Below are 15582 nucleotides of genomic sequence, written 5' to 3'. Positions count from 1 at the left end.
CCGTGGAGCGTCATTCACCGGGGTGCGGTGGCGGTTACTTTTTCTCAAGTCGAAATACATCTTGCTCCAGGCGATTGCTCCCCTGTTTGCGCCACGGGGCGTTCGCGTCATAGACCACCAGCAGCAAGGGTTCTTCTACGCCTGCCGTGCTGACAAAGGTCACTCCTTCGGCATGATCGAAGCCTTTATCCTCTCGCTGCCCGTAAGGAACCTCCAGGACCGGCGTCAATTGTTCGCCGAAGACAAAACCTTCGTCTGTTGGCATGGCGCCGTCGCGCCATCGAAATACGCTGACAGGCCCGTCGAGGTCCATCGTCGGCCCGGCCAGGATCAACATGTCGTCACCATCGATGCATAAGTCCCTGACACCGAGCCCGTCCAGCTGGAGAAAATGCTTTCGATACTTGCGCCCCCCAGGCCCGATTTTTTTCAGCGTCAGGGTGTGAGCCGCCTTGGGATGGTCCTCGGGTTCGACCTCCAGAATGATTGCCCAGCCCCGCAGCACAGGCCCTCGCAGCCCGATAAAAACGCGCTTGCCGTTGATCTCGAGGCCTTCGGTATCGAACCCGTTGTCCTTGCCGGGAATGTGCAGAAAGGCCCCCACATGCTCGTCGTCCTTGAGCTCATCGAGCAATTCGTTACCGGCCAATTGGGCGGCGACTCGATCATCGCTGGCGGCGCTCTTCACCAAAGTGAACGTCCCGTTTTCTTCGACCACCGGAATCCGGGCCAGGAGAAAACGATTGCCATCGCGGATGACTGTTGCCAGACGCTCGGCGTTCTTCTTCAGGGACTTGGTGCTATCGGGTTTTTTCCGTTTCAGGCTGTGGGACCCCACGATCCAGAGATACCCCGTGTCGTGGTCGTAACTCATGCCTTCCAGGTCCGCTTCAACGTCTTCTTTGCCAACGTCCGGCATAACCGACAGCGTCAACAGGGACGTCAACGGGAACCGCTTCTGCTCATCAAAAAGAAATTCGCCCGGGCTGGCGCGCTCACGCAGAGTGAAACGTTCAAGGCTCAAGGATTCATCATTGGCGACCCACAGGGTATTGCCGATCTGCACCACGGCAGACAACCCGTCGCGCAGATGAACGTCCGCCTCATTGAAGACTAGCAACGCGGAACCGAATTTCACCATGAAGTCACCCGCCCCTTCACCCATTCGAGTGAGTCAAAGAATGGCTTCACGGTAGCGGTCATCGGGCGCTAGTCAAGGCATGTCATTAGAACACCGACCAGCCAATGCGCTGGCTCAGCAACTCCAGCGCCGCCATGCCGGCAAGGGAGTTGCCGGCGGCGTTCAATTCCGGGGACCAGACGCACACCGTGAATTGCCCCGGCACCACTGCGACGATGCCCCCGCCCACACCGCTCTTGCCCGGCAAACCGACGCGATAGGCAAAGTTGCCCGCTTCGTCGTATAGCCCGCTGGTGGCCATGATCGAGTTGACTTGCTGGGTCTGGCGGGCGCTGAGGATCTGTTCGCCGCTGTGCTTGCAGAAACCGTCGTTGGCCAGGAAGCAGAACGCCCGGGCCAGATCCACGCAACTCATACGCAGCGAGCAATGGCTGAAGTAGCTGCGCAGCACCGCTTCGACGTCGTTATGAAAGTTGTCGAATGACTGCATCAGATAAGCCATGGCCGCGTTGCGCGCGCGGTGCTGGTATTCGGAATCGGCGACCTTGCTGTCCACCAGCACGTGCGGATTGCCAGACAGACGGCGGACAAAGTCGCGCATCGACAGTGCCGGCGCGGCAAAGCGCGACTGGTTGATGTCGCAAATCACCAGCGCACCGGCATTGATGAAGGGATTGCGCGGGCGCCCGCGCTCGAACTCCAGCTGCACCAGCGAGTTGAACGGCTGGCCGGACGGTTCGTGGCCCAGGCGTTCCCAAATGGCTTCGCCGGAATGGTCGATGGCCTGCACCAGACTGAACACCTTGGAAATACTCTGCACCGAGAACGGCGTGTCGGCGTCCCCCGCGCAAAACAGCTCGCCGTCGTTGCCGTACACGGCAATGCCCAACTGATTGGCCGGCACCGTGCCGAGAGCGGGAATGTAGTCAGCCACTTTGCCCTGACCGATCAACGGTCGGACTGCGTCAAGGATCTCGTTCAACAGCGTTTGCATGCCGGGTTCCGAAGTCTCGCCCCATGGGATTGCGGGGACACTGTCGCTAGACGACGCCTGTCGGCCCCGAATCACAGTTTTGTACGCGAATGTATCTGTCGCGGCCCTGGATACACGAACTTGCACAAGGCGACCTTTCGGACATACCGCCCACACACCCGGTTGAAACACTCCGGCTGTCTGCTGACCACCGGCAAAACCGGGTCGGCCCTTGCTCAGGAGTGTTGTCATGATGACCCAGGTTCCCCGTTACCACGGCTGGTCGCTGTTTAGCCTGCTGGCCTTGCTGGTGCTGTTGATGACCGGCCTGATTCTGCTGCTGAACCCGGATCTGGTGGACGCCACCCGCAGCGCCATTCGCGCCACGGCACGCACCTCGTTTGCGCTGTTTCTCGCCGCGTTCACCGCATCCGCCTCCGCCGTGCTGGTGCCTTCGCCTTTCACCCGATCGCTGGTGCGCGAGCGACGCTTCATTGGCCTGGCCTTCGCGTTTTCCCACCTGGTCCATGGAATTCTGATCTACCGCTATGGCCAACTGAACCCCGAGTTCTGGCCCGGCCGTACCACGGTCGGCAACATCCCGGGGTCGGTCGGCCACCTGTTCATCCTGCTGATGGCGCTGACCTCGTTCAAAACCACGGCGCGCCTGATCGGCCCCAACGCCTGGAAGGCCCTGCATGTCAGCGGCATGTGGGTACTCGCCGCGGTGTTCACCTATTCCAACTTCAAACGCATCCCCCTGAGCGCCTGGTACGTCCTGCCGTTCGGCCTGATGTTTTCGGCCATCGCCATTCGGCTGCTGGGCAAGATCGCGCTGAAGTACAAACGGTCAGCCAGGAACACGTTATTGACCGAATGAAACCCCAATAACACCACAATCCAATGTGGGGCTGTGGCGAGGGGGCTTGCCCCCGTTGGGTCGCGAAGCGGCCCCGGCATTTCAAAGTTAAACCGCATGTAACGGGTTTACGACTGCTTCGCAGCCGAACGGGGGCAAGCCCCCTCGCCACAGCCGCTCCCACAATGAATGCGCCTGTCGATCAAATCCCGGAGCTCAAGCCCATGAATACTTCTCTCTCGTCGGCCATCAAAGGCCTGCACCTGAACCTCGACCGTGCCGGCCGCTGGATCGCGCCCCTGACCTTGCGGGTGTTTCTGGCCTGGGAGTTTTTCGAGTCTGGCCTGGAAAAATGGAACGGCCAGAACTGGTTCGCCGACATCCAGAACAGCTTCCCGTTTCCCTTCAACCACGTTCCCGCCACGCTGAACTGGGAACTGGCGATGTGGGCCGAGCTGATCGGCGCCCTCGCCCTGCTGGTGGGCCTGGGGACGCGGGTTTCGGCGATCATTCTGATCGTGGTCACGATCGTTGCGACCGCTGCCGTTCACTGGCCGGCCGATTGGTCTACATTGAGTGAACTTGCCCAGGGTTATGCCATCAGCAACAAAGGCCACGGCAACTTCAAACTGCCGCTGATCTACCTCACAGCCCTCCTGCCGTTGTTGCTCTCGGGGGCCGGCAAACTCAGCATGGACGCGTTGTTGGCTCGACTCTTCTGGCGGGGCAGTCACCGCTGATACGCCAGCGTCTCGATAACCCAACCAACTTGTGTAAAGGAGCCATCATGAGCGTAACCACCCAATGGATCGAGATCAGCAGCGCCGAAGGCACATTCGGCGCTTACCTGGCCATCCCCCACACCCGTAAAGGTCCGGGGATCGTGCTGATTCAGGAAATTTTCGGCGTCAACGAGCACATCCGCTCGGTCGCCGAGCAATACGCCGCCGATGGCTACCTGGTGGTGGCGCCGGATCTGTTCTGGCGCCACGGCCACCGTATCGAACTGGGCTACGACGAAGCCGGCTGGAAACGTGCCGTCGAGCTGATGAACGCCACCGACAGCAGCAAGGCCCAGGCCGACATCAAACTGGCCATCGACGCCCTGAAGGCACAGCCGGGGCTGGACGGCAGGATCGCTTCTATCGGTTTCTGCTTCGGCGGCATGCTGTCGTACAACACCGCGGCCAACGGTTTCGTGGACGTGGCGATCGCCTACTACGGCGGCGGCATTCAGAACCAACTGGATCGGGCCGGTGAAATCAAGGTGCCGACATTGATGCACTTCGGCGAACAGGACAGCCACATCCCCATCGACGCCGTGAAGCAAATTGCCGAGCGTTTCGAGTTCAACGACGACGTCGATATCGAGGTTTATCCGGGGGCCGAACACGGCTTCAACTGCTCACACCGTGACAGCTACAACCAGCGGGCGGCGGTCGAGGCGCATGGCAATACGCTGGTCTTTTTGAGTCAGAACCTTTAAGGCCTGATCGCCGGGGTTGGCGAGATAAACAATCGGTGAGTATTCGACCCCGGAAACCAGCATGGACAACCGCTCAAAACCCAGACCAGCCTCATTGCGTATCCCCTCCACGGTCTGGGCCCTGGGTTTTGTCAGCCTGTTCATGGACCTGTCTTCAGAGCTGGTGCACAGCCTGCTGCCAGTGTTTCTGGTCACGACCTTAGGCGCCAGCGCATTGACCGTCGGGGTGATCGAGGGCATCGCCGAGGCGACCGCGATGCTGAGCAAGATATTCTCCGGCGCCATCAGCGATTTTATCGGCCGGCGCAAAGGCCTGCTGTTGATGGGCTACGGTCTGGCGGCGTTGTCGAAACCGCTTTTTCCCCTCGCGCAGTCGGTGGATGTGGTGTTCGCCGCGCGTTTGCTGGATCGCATCGGCAAAGGCATTCGTGGCGCGCCGCGCGATGCACTGGTCGCCGATGTCGCACCCGCCGAAATCCGTGGCGCCTGTTTTGGCATGCGCCAGTCGATGGACACCGTGGGGGCCATTCTTGGGCCGGTTCTGGCGATCGTGCTGATGCTTTGGCTCGGGCAGATCCATCTGGTGCTGTGGTTTGCGGTGATCCCGGCGGTGATATCGGTGGCGCTGATTGTCGGCGGGGTTAAAGAGCCGATCGCCGTCGCGGACGAACGGGCCTTTCGCTCGCCCATTCACTGGAAGGTTTTGCGGGATTTTTCCCGCAGTTATTGGTGGGTCGTGATCGTCGGCGGGCTTTTCACGCTCGCCCGTTTCAGCGAAGCCTTTCTGGTATTGAAAGCACAGCAAACAGGCCTGTCGGCCACTTGGGTGCCCATGGTGATGGTGGTCATGTCGCTGTTCTATGCGGTGTCGGCCTACCCTGCCGGCTGGCTGTCCGACCGGATCAGCCGCACCAAAGTGCTGTGTGTCGGCATGGGGCTGCTGATTCTGGCGGACCTGCTACTGGCGCAAGCGGACTCGATCATGACCCTGCTGGCGGGTGTCGCCCTGTGGGGCCTGCACATGGGCTTCAGCCAGGGCATTCTCGCGACGCTGATCGCCGACACCGCGCCCGAACACCTCAGGGGCACGGCATTCGGTCTGTTCAATCTGATCAGCGGTGTGTGCCTGTTGATCGCCAGTGTGCTGGCCGGCGCACTGTGGGAGACCTCGGGTTCAGCCAGTACTTTCATCGCAGGGGCGGTGCTGGCGGCCGCGGCGTTGCTGTTGCTTGTGCTGCGCAAGCCCTGATGCCGCGCAGTTAAGCCGCGACGCACGCTTTGTAGCAGACCCGCTCAGCTGCCCTCGCTAGCGTGTGCTTCTTCAAAGAAGTAATCCTTCCAGCTGGTGGCCTTGTTTTTCAGTACGCCTAATTCCTGAAGTTTCTCGGCGTAGATAAAGGTGCGCTGCGGCACGACGGTGAAGTCGATTTCAGGGTCGGCGACGATTTTCTCAACCAGTGGCAGGGCCAGCTTCGATTGTTCCACCCGGATATAGGTCTGGGCGGCTGTGGGCTTATCGGCCTTGATTATTTTCTCGACCTCGGCAAGTGCCGCGTAAAACGCCTTGTAGGTTTTCGGGTTTTCGTCGTGGAATTTCTCGGTGGTGTACAGCACGTTGAACGTGGCCTGGCCACCCAATACGTCGTAACCAGAACTCGGTGCGAGGTGCCTAATATTGATTTGGTGCCGAAGGATCTAGATCCGGTTTTCTGTACGAAAATGTTGGCGAAGTACTATTTAGCGGGAGGAGAGGAAAACATAGGCATTGTGTGCCTTAAAAAAAGCGCAAAACTGGCTGATGGTTGAGGCTTCTGGGGACTGTATTGAAGTCGGATTCAGACCTTCTAGCGATTTGCCTGTGTTGTAGCGTGAAATCGGGTGATGAACGTAACGCCGGCATTAGAGCATCAGGGTATAAACAGCTTTGATGAGCGCTGTCGGCCAGGCATCAAGGATGCTGCTCATGGATTTATATTCAATGGCCCGGGTGGTTACTACTACACCCGCGTGCAATACGCGCTCTGACGATAAACGAGCAACCCTAGCCATCACTGTTTGTAAAACCCAAACAATCGCATACATATTTGGGGCAAAAATGGACCGTTTCGATGCGATGCAGGCCTTTGCTCGGGTGGTGGAAACAGGCAGCTTCACCAAGGCAGCCGAAACACTGCATATGAGCAAAACCAGCGTGACGCAACTGGTGCAGCAACTGGAGGCACGGTTGCGCGTCAAATTACTCAATCGCACGACGCGCAAAGTCAACGTCACTGCCGACGGCGCCGTCTATTACGAGCGCGTGGTAAAGCTTCTAGCCGACATGGACGATGCCGAAACCAGCCTGTCCAGCGCCTCGGCGCTACCCCGGGGCCGGCTGCGAGTGGATGTGCCCAGCCCGCTGGCCAGCATGATTCTGGTGCCGGCCTTGCCTGCATTTCACGCTCGATACCCCGACATCCAGATCGACATGGGTGTCAGCGATAGCATCGTGGATCTGATCGGTGAGAATGTGGATTGCGTCGTACGCGGCGGCGAGCTCACCGATCAGTCTCTAATGGCTCGGCGTATTGGCGATCTTCAGCTTGGCGTCTATGCGGCGCCGAGCTACCTGGAACGCATCGGTACACCCTCGCACCCGCGAGAGCTGGAAGACTCTCGTCATCGTATCGTCGGCTTTCTGTGGGCACGCACCGGCAAAGCCCTGCCGTATGCCATGCGCCTCAACGGTGAGAGCGTCCATATCCAGGGGCGCTACGTGCTGGCGGTCGACGATGGCAATGCCTACCTCGCGGCGGGCCTCGCCGGCCTGGGCGTTCTTTGGCTGCCCGACTACATGTCCAAGGCTCACGTGGCACGCGGCGAGTTAGTGCCCCTGTTCGAAGACTGGCGCCTCGATCCGATGCCGATGTACGTGGCATTTCCCCCGAATCGGCATATCAGCATCAAGTTGCGTGTGTTTATCGATTGGGTTGCTGAGTTGATGGCGCAGCATGCGCCTGTCATCGGGCGACAGGGTTCGTGACTGTGGCGTTGGGGAAATCGCTATTGGGGCTGATTGTGATCAAAACCCAGATTGACCAAGTCGAGAGCGAAGGGAGACGAAGCCGACTGGAGCACATCCGGTTGAGCTACGTGTCAGGCCCGACCGTGTTGATATCGGGCCTGAGCTTATTCTTGCCTGACAATATCGACCGAGATCTCCACCGCCGGAACCGTTCCTCTGTTCTCAAGCCAGTGTGTGGTGTCCCTATCCTCGGGCCAGCCCACTCCCGCCCCATAGTCCGTGGCAACTCCATTTCGATGGTCAGTTATCGTTCCTTGCAGTATGTAGACGGTGCCTGGTCTGTCTTTATGGTTGTGAATCGGCCCGAAGACGCCTCCAGGCTCGATGGTCACCATACGCATTCTAAGCTGGCGCCCTGCCATGCCCTCGATCTCAGGGCCGAGGTCAACCGTTGCAAGTAACTTCACCGCAACCCCTTTCGTCTCAGGTGCCACCTGTTCGTTGCTCATCGTACCCTCCTCTCTGTACATACACGGCCTAACTAGAAGTAGACACCCTAAAAGGCGTGATCAGTCGAGAGGCGACAAAGGGTCGATTTCAGTCTGTTGGGACAGGCAGAAAACGGCCAAAAGTAGTCAGTCGTGACAGGCAGAAAACAACCCAAAGCAATCGGTTCACAGTAAGAAAGTGAACGGTGACGCGCTTTTACTGAGGCTCCAGCTCTGACCAAAAGGGACGTCGCCCGAGACTCAGCATTAGCAATCCGTAGTCTTCAAATGTAGATGACTTGGCCGGACGGATACGCAGGCTCGTCAGTATTGACTTATTAGGCATGGCGGGTACTATTTAGCTTTTATGCGAAATAGCTAAAGGCTTGATTGTGATGAATTATCTTTTTGTGCTTAAGGCATTGGCCAGCGAGCCACGTCTTCGTGTTCTCGAATGGCTCAAAGAGCCCGCTACGCATTTCCCGCCGCAAGTGGATGGCGACTTTGAGACTGACGGCGTCTGCGCCGATTTCATCCGCGAGAAACTCGGCGTTGCCGCTGCCACTGCTTCGCGTCATCTGACGCTTCTAACCGATGCTCAGTTGCTTATTGCGACACGTAAAAAAGGCTGGGTGTTTTACCGACGTAATGAGGTTGCTATCACGCAATTCTCCCAAGACCTTAAAGAACTGTGAAGGATTACCATGACCATTGAATTCATTCACGTTGATGTTTTCAGCTCCACTCCATACAGCGGGAACAGCCTTGCGGTTTTCCCCAATGCTCGAGGTTTGAGCTCCGAGCAGATGCTACGCATTACGCAGGAACTACGGCACTTCGAAGCGATTTTTCTTGAGCAGACCGAACACCCTCAGACAGTTCGCGCTCGAGTCTATGATTTGTTCGGGGAGCTACCTTTTGCGGGCCATCCGATCATCGGGGCAGCGGCAACGCTTTACGATTCAACAAAGAAAACCGTGCGCCAAACCTGGCAGGTGATTTTGCCAAGCAAAACCGTCAGCGTTACCACCGAGCGTACCGATTGCGGCTACTACGGCTTGCTCGATCAGGGAGCGCCTGAATTCCTCGGCTCGGTCTGTGACCGCGATGCAATCGCTCAAGCGTTTAACCTGAAACTCAGCGATTTACGTGCCGACCTGCCGATAGAGGTGGTCAGTACGGGCCTTCGCTACCTGGTTGTGCCAGTTCAAGCCGACGTACTTGAACGTGCGCGTATCGTGGCGGACATTACCGAACTGCTATTAGACCTAGGCGCGCAATTTGCGGTACTGCTCGACGAGACGGCGCTCGAAGTGCGCCACTGGAACAATGACGGGATTATGGAGGACGTCGCCACCGGCAGCGCCGCAGGCGTTATCGGTGCGTACCGTTTGAAGCATGGATTGGCGAACCCGGGTGAAGTATTCATGCTTCATCAGGGGCGCTTCACTGGGCGCCCTAGTGTGCTTCGTGTGCAGCCTGAAGGCAGCAGCCTTGCGGTCACTACGGTTAAGGTAGGTGGGGACGTCTCCTTCGTTGGGCGTGGCACGCTGGAGGTGCTGCCATGAGTGTCCGCATAATAAACGCCGATGAACTTCGGGCACTGGTGAAATTTGAGGACTTAATCGAACCTGTTTCCCGAGCCTTTCAGGAGTCTAGCGCTAAGCAGGCCGAGAACGGCTTGATCGTAATGTTCCCCGCAGCCACACCAGATTTGGGTGATGTTGTCATCAAAACCGGAACCTTACGCGGACATCGCGTGTACATCGTCAAGGTTTCACCCTGGTTTAAGGTCAACCTCGAACGCGGCCAGCCCCAGGGGGGATTTATTGGAGTGTTCGACGCAGACACGGGGCATACGCTTGCATTGCTCAATGAAGAACATTACCTCTCGGACATACGCACCGCCGCAGCGGGTGCGTTAGCTGCTCGAGCGTTCGCGCCAACCAGAATCAAAACAGCGGCCGTGCTCGGTTCGGGTGTGCAGGCATATTGGCAACCGCAAGCTCTTTATCGCGAGCGCCCATTCGAGACTCTGTTGATCTGGGCACGTAACGAGGACAAAGCCAACTCTCTGAAAACCCGCCTGATTGAGAGGCTGCCCAATGTCGAAATCCGTGTCACCAGTGACCTCGAACAAACGGTTCGCAGCACCGATGTGCTCATCACTGCGACGCTCTCAAGGGAACCACTGGTACGAGGAGAATGGTTACGCGAAGGGCAGCACATAACAGCCGTTGGCGCAGACGATCCGACCAAGTGCGAGTTAGACGCCGTGGTATTGCAACGTGCTCGGGTCTTCGTAGACTCGGTCGAGACGACGGTTTCGAACGGAGATGTTTTACGCGCAATTCAACAAGGACAATACCGCCCTGAGAGCGTGGCAGGGGAAATAGGTGAGGTGTTGGTTGGGCACAAAATTGGACGCACGAAGAGTGCAGATATCACAGTGGCAAAACTCGTGGGAATTGGTGCCCAGGACTTGGCCGCGGCCGAATATGTGCTCGAAAACCTGTCCAGCTAAAGCACCAATGCTGGTATGTCCTCCGGCTGCGTTTTTTCAATTCGGCATGGCTGCATGCTTAAGGTCGGAGGAGGCCCGGTAACTCTGTCAAATGCCTGTCTAGTTTATCTTGGTGCGTAATTGCATTGCCACTTACCAGTCGTTTGCATTCGACTTGACCAGCACACGCCGTAATGACGATTGGCAGAGAACGACCCTTTGCCGTCGGTCATGCTTCCCGGAAGCTGTCGTTCAACGCCGAGCTAACAGGCCGCAACCTATGCCGCGCAGCGGCAGTCTTCGGTTGCGGTCCGGGTTGAGGGAAGGGTTAGACCTCAGTTGGCCGCGCATGATGATTTGGACTTTGGCTTACGCCTCCGTCGCCGACGGCCAGCCGATCCGTGCCGCACTACGAAGATTGGACTGAACGACTAAGCGATGAAACGGGGCAATGAGAAAAATATAGAGACGACCTAAGCGATTGTGGCAATGAACAACGGTCGACAGAGTCAAGTGACGTTTAGCTCCCGGCGACGACTGACCGGAACACAGAACAGAGAGCCTGAAGTCCAGGTGCTTGTCGTCTTCTCCAAGAACAACTTCAGTTGGACTTGTGCTGTAGATCTTAAAGATGCCGAGTCGGCCCGCTCCGCTCTCCGCATCCAGTGATGCGAGATGCTTAGCTGTCTTGAGGCCGAAACCGGCTACGAGCGCGTCTCGAACCGTCAAGAGGCTGCTGACCCAAGGCGCTTGGTGAGCGAAGATGAACCTCGCCAACAATTCGGGATTGGTTGACGCTCCGGTGGGAAGCTCGATCGAGTAAGCGTCGGCGAGATTCATCGATGCGTAGGCTTTAGCAATCGCCGACTCCGGAGGAAGCGACACAGATGTTGCGTGATGGTGTTCGGTTGACATGTATGCGGCCTATGGTTCGTTTCTGAGGTCTAAAATTTCAACCACATGATCTGGCATCTCCTGCGGGAGCATTTGACTAGCACTGTAATTGGCATCTTCTTGGCTATCCGCCCGAATCGGCCTTGTGCCTTCGGACCAGGACTCGCTATCGAGCGACGACTTGAGGCGATATCTGTACTTCACGAAAAAGAACCTCAGTGCTGTCATTTTTTGGCCCTAGATGAGGGTTCAAGTACGAATCACAGGAAGCGTAGCATTGAATAGCCCCTGGCTTAGTAGACGCAACCGAACGCCCCAATGATCTCCGATTCTTGTTGGTACTCGCCGGCTGCTTTTGGCCGTTTTCTGTCTGTCAAAGTCGGCAGAAAACGCCCCGTAGCAGGTGGTCAACGAGGTGCGAAATCACATGTCATAGACTCAATGTTGGTTCGTATACTTTTGACTACGCTTTAATTTTTTCTCATCTCTACGCGGTTTGCGCAGAGTATCCGGCGAGGTTAGGAGCGATATGCCTCCGGTTGTCTGTCCGCTATCCGAGAGGTCTTGAAACGCACGGGGCCGCACAATCAGCCCGACGCGGTGGCAACAAGTGTTCCGCTCACCAGCAGGCCAGATGTCTCTCGATCAACCTCGCCACCTCGGCTGCGTGAGTAAAGCCCAGACTGTGATCGGCGCCAGGGAAAACGTGTAGTTCCGCGCGGGGTAACAGTTGAGCAAGGCGCTGGCCGACGCGAACGGGGCTGATCAGATCAGAATCTCCCCAGAGGAGCAGGACTGGCATGCGCAACTCGACCAACCGGAGCGTGAGGTCGGTGCGGTCGTCGAGAAACCAACTCGGTAGTGTCGGGTTGGCGGCAGCAAAATCCGGGCGCCAGTCATGCGCGCCCAGAGCAGACATATCCACCCCGCCAGAGGTAACGGTCAGCGTCAGGTGCGTGATCAGCTCAGGGCGTTCAAGCGCTGCAAGCACAGCGACTATACCGCCCATGGACTGCGCAACCAGCGCTGTGGGCCGGTCGATCTCGGCCAGCACGCGAGTCACCAGATCATCCATGCCGGTCACGCCAGGCAAGGGTGGAGTGTCTCCAAAGCCGGGCCAGCCGATATGAACCTGCTGCGCCGGGTGGGCCAGGCGCTCAGCAACCGGATGCCAAAACCGGGTGTTACCTGAGGCTCCGGGCAGGAAGAGAAGTTTGGCGGGGGATGCGATCACAGGTTCGGTCCTTGAAGGTGGGATTGAAAGAGTCAGCAGGAGGGCAAAATGGATGCCGCAAGGTTCGATGACCACTTCGGAACGAGAGCCGCCGGTAGTGAAAGGCCGCTCGCAACCCAAAGCGGCCCGTCATGATATTTGAGTCTTGCCGTTAGGTGTGGGGCAGCTCTCGAATCTCCACTGTACCGCCAGCCTCATAAACTGGATTGCCAGCAAGCAACTCCTTAGCCTCATCGAGATTGGCTGCACGGATTCGAATGAATCCACTGAGGTGAGTATCACTAGGCTGACTCAATTGACCTTTCCGTAGGCGCTCCCCCTGACCAATCGAGCTACCGCCATCGAATTTACCGGTGCTGCGTAGCTAGGTGATATATCGAGCCCACTGGTCTGGGTCATATGCAGCCTCCAAGTTGGAGGCATCCTGATGCATCAACAGTATGTACTCGCTCACTTGTTCCCCTTTGTTCACGTAATGCAGGTTTGACCAGCCTTGTGTCGAATGATACTGACGCGAAAACGCCCGCTGAACGATTTAACCAATCTGTTGCGTCCACCGGTTGAATCCACAACCCAAGCCTGCCAGTAGCGACCAGAAGAAATCCCTGGTTTTTCCCCCGATTGGCTTGCTATGGATGATCTGAAACAGCCCCGTATTTTTAGCTGACTTCAGCACCCACCGATTTCTGAAAGCGATCACCTGAGCAAAACACACGGTGTGAAGTAATGCGGGGCGGGCTTTCGCCGGTTCCGCGCTTTTATTGCCCGATGGGTTGCTCGTACCGATGCTGGATGCGCTCCAACTCGCCAGAGTGGCGCAGCTGCTCCAGGGCGCTGGCCCACGCGGCTACCAGTTCGTCTTCACAGTCGAGGCTGAAGGCAATGTACAGCGATGAACGGTAAAGCTCGATGGGAATCTGTCGCAGCGTGCCGGGGGCGATGTTCAACTGGCGGCTGTAGTAAGCCACCCCCGCATCGGTGTCGCCGATGATGATGCCGGTGCGTCCGGCGAGCAACATGCGGTAGAGCTGCCGGCTCTCGGTTGCACTTCTGTCCAGGTTGTTGAAGCCCAGTGACTGCAGCATCTCGGGCACCAGGCCGGCATGTCGCGTGGTGATCTGCGGGGCGCGCAACAGTTGCTCCAGGGAGTTCACCGGCGGCGCATTGGCCAACTGATAGGGATGAATGGACTCTTCCACGATCGGTCCGACCCACTTGTACAACGGCTCGCGCTCCGCCGTGCGGAACAGGGAGTACATGATGGTCTTGCGCCGGGTCCTCAATGCCTGGGTGGTTCGCATACTGGGTTGCAGTAGCACCTTAAAGTCATCCCCGGTCAGCGCCATGATGGCCCGAACGATCTCCGTGGTCATGCCAGTGAGCTGATTGTTCTCCTGGTAGTTGTACGGTGCCCACTCTTCGGTAACGACCTGATACTGCTCGGCCCTGACAACACTGACAACAGTGCCGAGCAATAGACAGAGTAGCGCTGCAGCAGGTGTCGAATGTTTCACGTGTTCTCCTGGTGGACTGCCCGGTGTTCATCGGTGGACCTGATTAAAAGGCAAGATAAGCATAGACCCAGACACGTTTCTATCGGCTGGTGCAGTCCCGTAGGGGGCAAGATTGATAACGCCGCGATCTGCGACAAACTTGGAGCCTGGCTTGCGAACCAACACCGACAGATTTTTACGTAGCAACGCAGACTTCAAGACGGTGCCTGCGTTTTAACACAGCCTGGGCTGATTGCAGAAAAACGGCTCGTTCAATAAAACGAGCCCCTGTTGTGAAGGTTGTTTGTTCAGGGAAGTGCACGGATGTTGGATTAGCCTCAAAGGTGATCCGCATCAATCACAGCTTTGGCGAACGCCTGCGGATCTTCCTGCGGCAGGTTGTGACCGATGCCGCCGCTGATCAGCCGGAACTCGTATTTACCGGTGAAGCGCTTGGCGTAATCCTCGGGGGCAGGATGCGGTGCGCCGTTGGCATCGCCTTCAAGGGTGATGGTCGGCACGCTAATGGAAGGCGCCGTGGCCAGTTTCTGCTCGAGAGCCTCGTATTGGGTCTCGCCTTGGACCAGACCCAGGCGCCAGCGGTAGTTGAACACGGTGATGTCGACATGGTCGGGGTTATCCAGAGCCTTGGCGCTGCGGTCGAAAGTGGCGTCATCGAATGCCCATTTCGGCGAAGCAAGTTGCCAGATCAACTTGGCGAAGTCGTGGGTATTTTTTTCATACCCGGCGCGACCGCGATCGGTGGCGAAGTAAAACTGATACCACCACTGCAACTCAGCCTTGGGTGGCAGCGAATTCTTGCCAGCCGCCTGATTACCGATCAGATAGCCGCTCACCGAGACCAGCGCCTTGACCCGCTCTGGCCACAGCGCCGAGACGATGTCGGCCGAACGCGCACCCCAATCATAACCACCGAGCACGGCTTGCTTGATCTTCAGCGCATCCATAAAGTCGATGACGTCACTGGCCAGCGCAGCCGGTTGGCCATTGCGAACGGTTTTATCGGACAAAAAATGCGTATCGCCATAGCCACGCGCATACGGCATCAGCACTCGATAGCCCTTCGCGGCAAGCAAGGGTGCGACCTCGTCATAGCTGTGAATGTCGTACGGCCAGCCGTGTAGAAGAATCACCACCGGCCCATCAGCCGGGCCTGTTCGGCGTATGCCACGTTCAGCAGTCCGGCGTTGACATGCTTCAGCGGGCCGAATGGAGAAGGTGTTGCATGAGTGGCGCCGGCACTGATCGCGGTTCGCTGAACAGGGTAAATGCGAGGATCGACGAGCCAACCAGACGGCGGCGAGTTTTGCCGGTTTTGCTCTGCAGTGTCATCTTCATGTGATGTCTCCGTTGCAAGCCGTTGGCCAGGGGTTCTGGCTGATCCCCTTTAAACCTTGCCTGCATTTGAACGCGTCGACGTATCTGGCCTGTGTCGAATCGCAGGCCAGGTGATAAGCCATGTATCAAGAGGCTAGTCAGACGCACT

Annotated in this window: 14 protein-coding genes and 2 pseudogenes; 8 read left to right on the top strand and 8 right to left on the bottom strand. The window is 57.7% G+C overall.

From position 1 onward, the window contains the following. Positions 1 to 34: 34 nt before the first annotated feature. Both ACA044_RS12350 and glsB read right to left on the bottom strand, forming a co-directional pair. Positions 35 to 1141: a DUF3616 domain-containing protein gene (locus tag ACA044_RS12350; RefSeq protein WP_497446585.1), complete on the bottom strand. Its 1107-nt coding sequence runs from the start codon at positions 1139 to 1141 to the stop codon at positions 35 to 37. Between the two features lie 85 nt (positions 1142 to 1226). Continuing rightward, a complete protein-coding gene (glsB, locus tag ACA044_RS12345) occupies positions 1227 to 2135 on the bottom strand; it encodes a glutaminase B (RefSeq protein WP_497446584.1) in 909 nt (302 codons plus the stop codon). A gap of 229 nt (positions 2136 to 2364) precedes the next feature. On the opposite strand from glsB, the gene ACA044_RS12340 reads away from it, so the two are divergent. From ACA044_RS12340 to ACA044_RS12325, 4 genes are all read left to right on the top strand, one after another. Further along, positions 2365 to 2994, top strand: coding sequence for a hypothetical protein (locus tag ACA044_RS12340; protein WP_497446583.1), 630 nt, complete (start codon positions 2365 to 2367; stop codon positions 2992 to 2994). Positions 2995 to 3197: 203 nt separating this feature from the next. After that, entirely contained in the window at positions 3198 to 3713 is a 516-nt protein-coding gene (locus ACA044_RS12335) for an HvfX family Cu-binding RiPP maturation protein (protein WP_497446582.1), read from the top strand. A gap of 47 nt (positions 3714 to 3760) precedes the next feature. Then, entirely contained in the window at positions 3761 to 4459 is a 699-nt protein-coding gene (locus tag ACA044_RS12330) for a dienelactone hydrolase family protein (RefSeq protein WP_497446581.1), read from the top strand. Between the two features lie 61 nt (positions 4460 to 4520). Next, positions 4521 to 5708 carry an MFS transporter gene (locus ACA044_RS12325; RefSeq protein ID WP_497446580.1) on the top strand — a complete coding sequence of 396 codons (1188 nt, stop codon included), beginning with the start codon at positions 4521 to 4523 and terminating at the stop codon, positions 5706 to 5708. 44 nt (positions 5709 to 5752) lie between these two features. On the opposite strand, the pseudogene ACA044_RS12320 reads toward ACA044_RS12325, so the two are convergent. Continuing rightward, positions 5753 to 6112, bottom strand: a pseudogene (locus ACA044_RS12320) (ABC transporter substrate-binding protein); the annotation flags it as partial. A gap of 442 nt (positions 6113 to 6554) precedes the next feature. Between ACA044_RS12320 and ACA044_RS12315 the strand changes: the two are divergent. Beyond that, entirely contained in the window at positions 6555 to 7481 is a 927-nt protein-coding gene (locus tag ACA044_RS12315; protein WP_497446579.1) for a LysR family transcriptional regulator, read from the top strand. 146 nt (positions 7482 to 7627) lie between these two features. Here ACA044_RS12315 and ACA044_RS12310 read toward each other — a convergent pair whose 3' ends face one another. Next, the gene (locus ACA044_RS12310; RefSeq protein WP_497446578.1) at positions 7628 to 7972 is read right to left on the bottom strand and encodes a cupin domain-containing protein; all 345 of its coding nucleotides are present in this window, start codon (positions 7970 to 7972) and stop codon (positions 7628 to 7630) included. Positions 7973 to 8346: 374 nt separating this feature from the next. Here ACA044_RS12310 and ACA044_RS12305 point away from each other — a divergent pair, with 374 nt between their 5' ends. From ACA044_RS12305 to ACA044_RS12295, 3 genes are read left to right on the top strand one after another with little or no spacing between them, the layout of a single operon-like run. After that, positions 8347 to 8646 (top strand): ArsR/SmtB family transcription factor, encoded by a 300-nt coding sequence (locus tag ACA044_RS12305; protein ID WP_497446577.1) that lies wholly within the window; start codon positions 8347 to 8349, stop codon positions 8644 to 8646. Positions 8647 to 8655: 9 nt separating this feature from the next. Beyond that, on the top strand, positions 8656 to 9519 hold the full coding sequence (locus ACA044_RS12300) for a PhzF family phenazine biosynthesis protein (RefSeq protein WP_497446576.1): 864 nt from the start codon (positions 8656 to 8658) through the stop codon (positions 9517 to 9519). Then, on the top strand, positions 9516 to 10475 hold the full coding sequence (locus ACA044_RS12295) for an ornithine cyclodeaminase family protein (RefSeq protein WP_497446575.1): 960 nt from the start codon (positions 9516 to 9518) through the stop codon (positions 10473 to 10475). Before ACA044_RS12300 ends, ACA044_RS12295 begins: the two co-directional genes overlap by 4 nt. Positions 10476 to 10823: 348 nt before the next feature. Here the strand turns inward: ACA044_RS12295 and ACA044_RS12290 are convergent, their stop codons facing one another. From ACA044_RS12290 to ACA044_RS12275, 4 genes and pseudogenes are all read right to left on the bottom strand, one after another. After that, positions 10824 to 11369, bottom strand: a complete 546-nt coding sequence (locus ACA044_RS12290; protein ID WP_140893114.1) for a DUF2867 domain-containing protein — start codon at positions 11367 to 11369, stop codon at positions 10824 to 10826. A gap of 598 nt (positions 11370 to 11967) precedes the next feature. Further along, positions 11968 to 12582: an alpha/beta fold hydrolase gene (locus ACA044_RS12285; RefSeq protein WP_497446574.1), complete on the bottom strand. Its 615-nt coding sequence runs from the start codon at positions 12580 to 12582 to the stop codon at positions 11968 to 11970. A 758-nt stretch (positions 12583 to 13340) separates the two neighbouring features. After that, positions 13341 to 14096 (bottom strand): substrate-binding periplasmic protein, encoded by a 756-nt coding sequence (locus ACA044_RS12280; protein WP_497446573.1) that lies wholly within the window; start codon positions 14094 to 14096, stop codon positions 13341 to 13343. A gap of 317 nt (positions 14097 to 14413) precedes the next feature. Beyond that, positions 14414 to 15434, bottom strand: a pseudogene (locus tag ACA044_RS12275) (alpha/beta fold hydrolase). Positions 15435 to 15582 lie beyond the last annotated feature (148 nt).

Source organism: Pseudomonas sp. LBUM1673 (assembly GCF_059695645.1).
The sequence above is the reverse complement of the archived record's forward strand: the minus strand, read 5'-3'. Positions and strand labels throughout refer to the sequence as shown.

Excerpts from the sequence above, each read along its gene's own strand:
- ACA044_RS12350 (WP_497446585.1), bottom strand. The coding sequence starts at position 1,141 with ATGGTGAAATTCGGTTCCGCGTTGCTAGTCTTCAATGAGGCGGACGTT.
- glsB (WP_497446584.1), bottom strand. The coding sequence starts at position 2,135 with ATGCAAACGCTGTTGAACGAGATCCTTGACGCAGTCCGACCGTTGATC.
- ACA044_RS12340 (WP_497446583.1), top strand. The coding sequence starts at position 2,365 with ATGATGACCCAGGTTCCCCGTTACCACGGCTGGTCGCTGTTTAGCCTG.
- ACA044_RS12335 (WP_497446582.1), top strand. The coding sequence starts at position 3,198 with ATGAATACTTCTCTCTCGTCGGCCATCAAAGGCCTGCACCTGAACCTC.
- ACA044_RS12330 (WP_497446581.1), top strand. The coding sequence starts at position 3,761 with ATGAGCGTAACCACCCAATGGATCGAGATCAGCAGCGCCGAAGGCACA.
- ACA044_RS12325 (WP_497446580.1), top strand. The coding sequence starts at position 4,521 with ATGGACAACCGCTCAAAACCCAGACCAGCCTCATTGCGTATCCCCTCC.
- ACA044_RS12315 (WP_497446579.1), top strand. The coding sequence starts at position 6,555 with ATGGACCGTTTCGATGCGATGCAGGCCTTTGCTCGGGTGGTGGAAACA.
- ACA044_RS12310 (WP_497446578.1), bottom strand. The coding sequence starts at position 7,972 with ATGAGCAACGAACAGGTGGCACCTGAGACGAAAGGGGTTGCGGTGAAG.
- ACA044_RS12305 (WP_497446577.1), top strand. The coding sequence starts at position 8,347 with ATGAATTATCTTTTTGTGCTTAAGGCATTGGCCAGCGAGCCACGTCTT.
- ACA044_RS12300 (WP_497446576.1), top strand. The coding sequence starts at position 8,656 with ATGACCATTGAATTCATTCACGTTGATGTTTTCAGCTCCACTCCATAC.
- ACA044_RS12295 (WP_497446575.1), top strand. The coding sequence starts at position 9,516 with ATGAGTGTCCGCATAATAAACGCCGATGAACTTCGGGCACTGGTGAAA.
- ACA044_RS12290 (WP_140893114.1), bottom strand. The coding sequence starts at position 11,369 with ATGTCAACCGAACACCATCACGCAACATCTGTGTCGCTTCCTCCGGAG.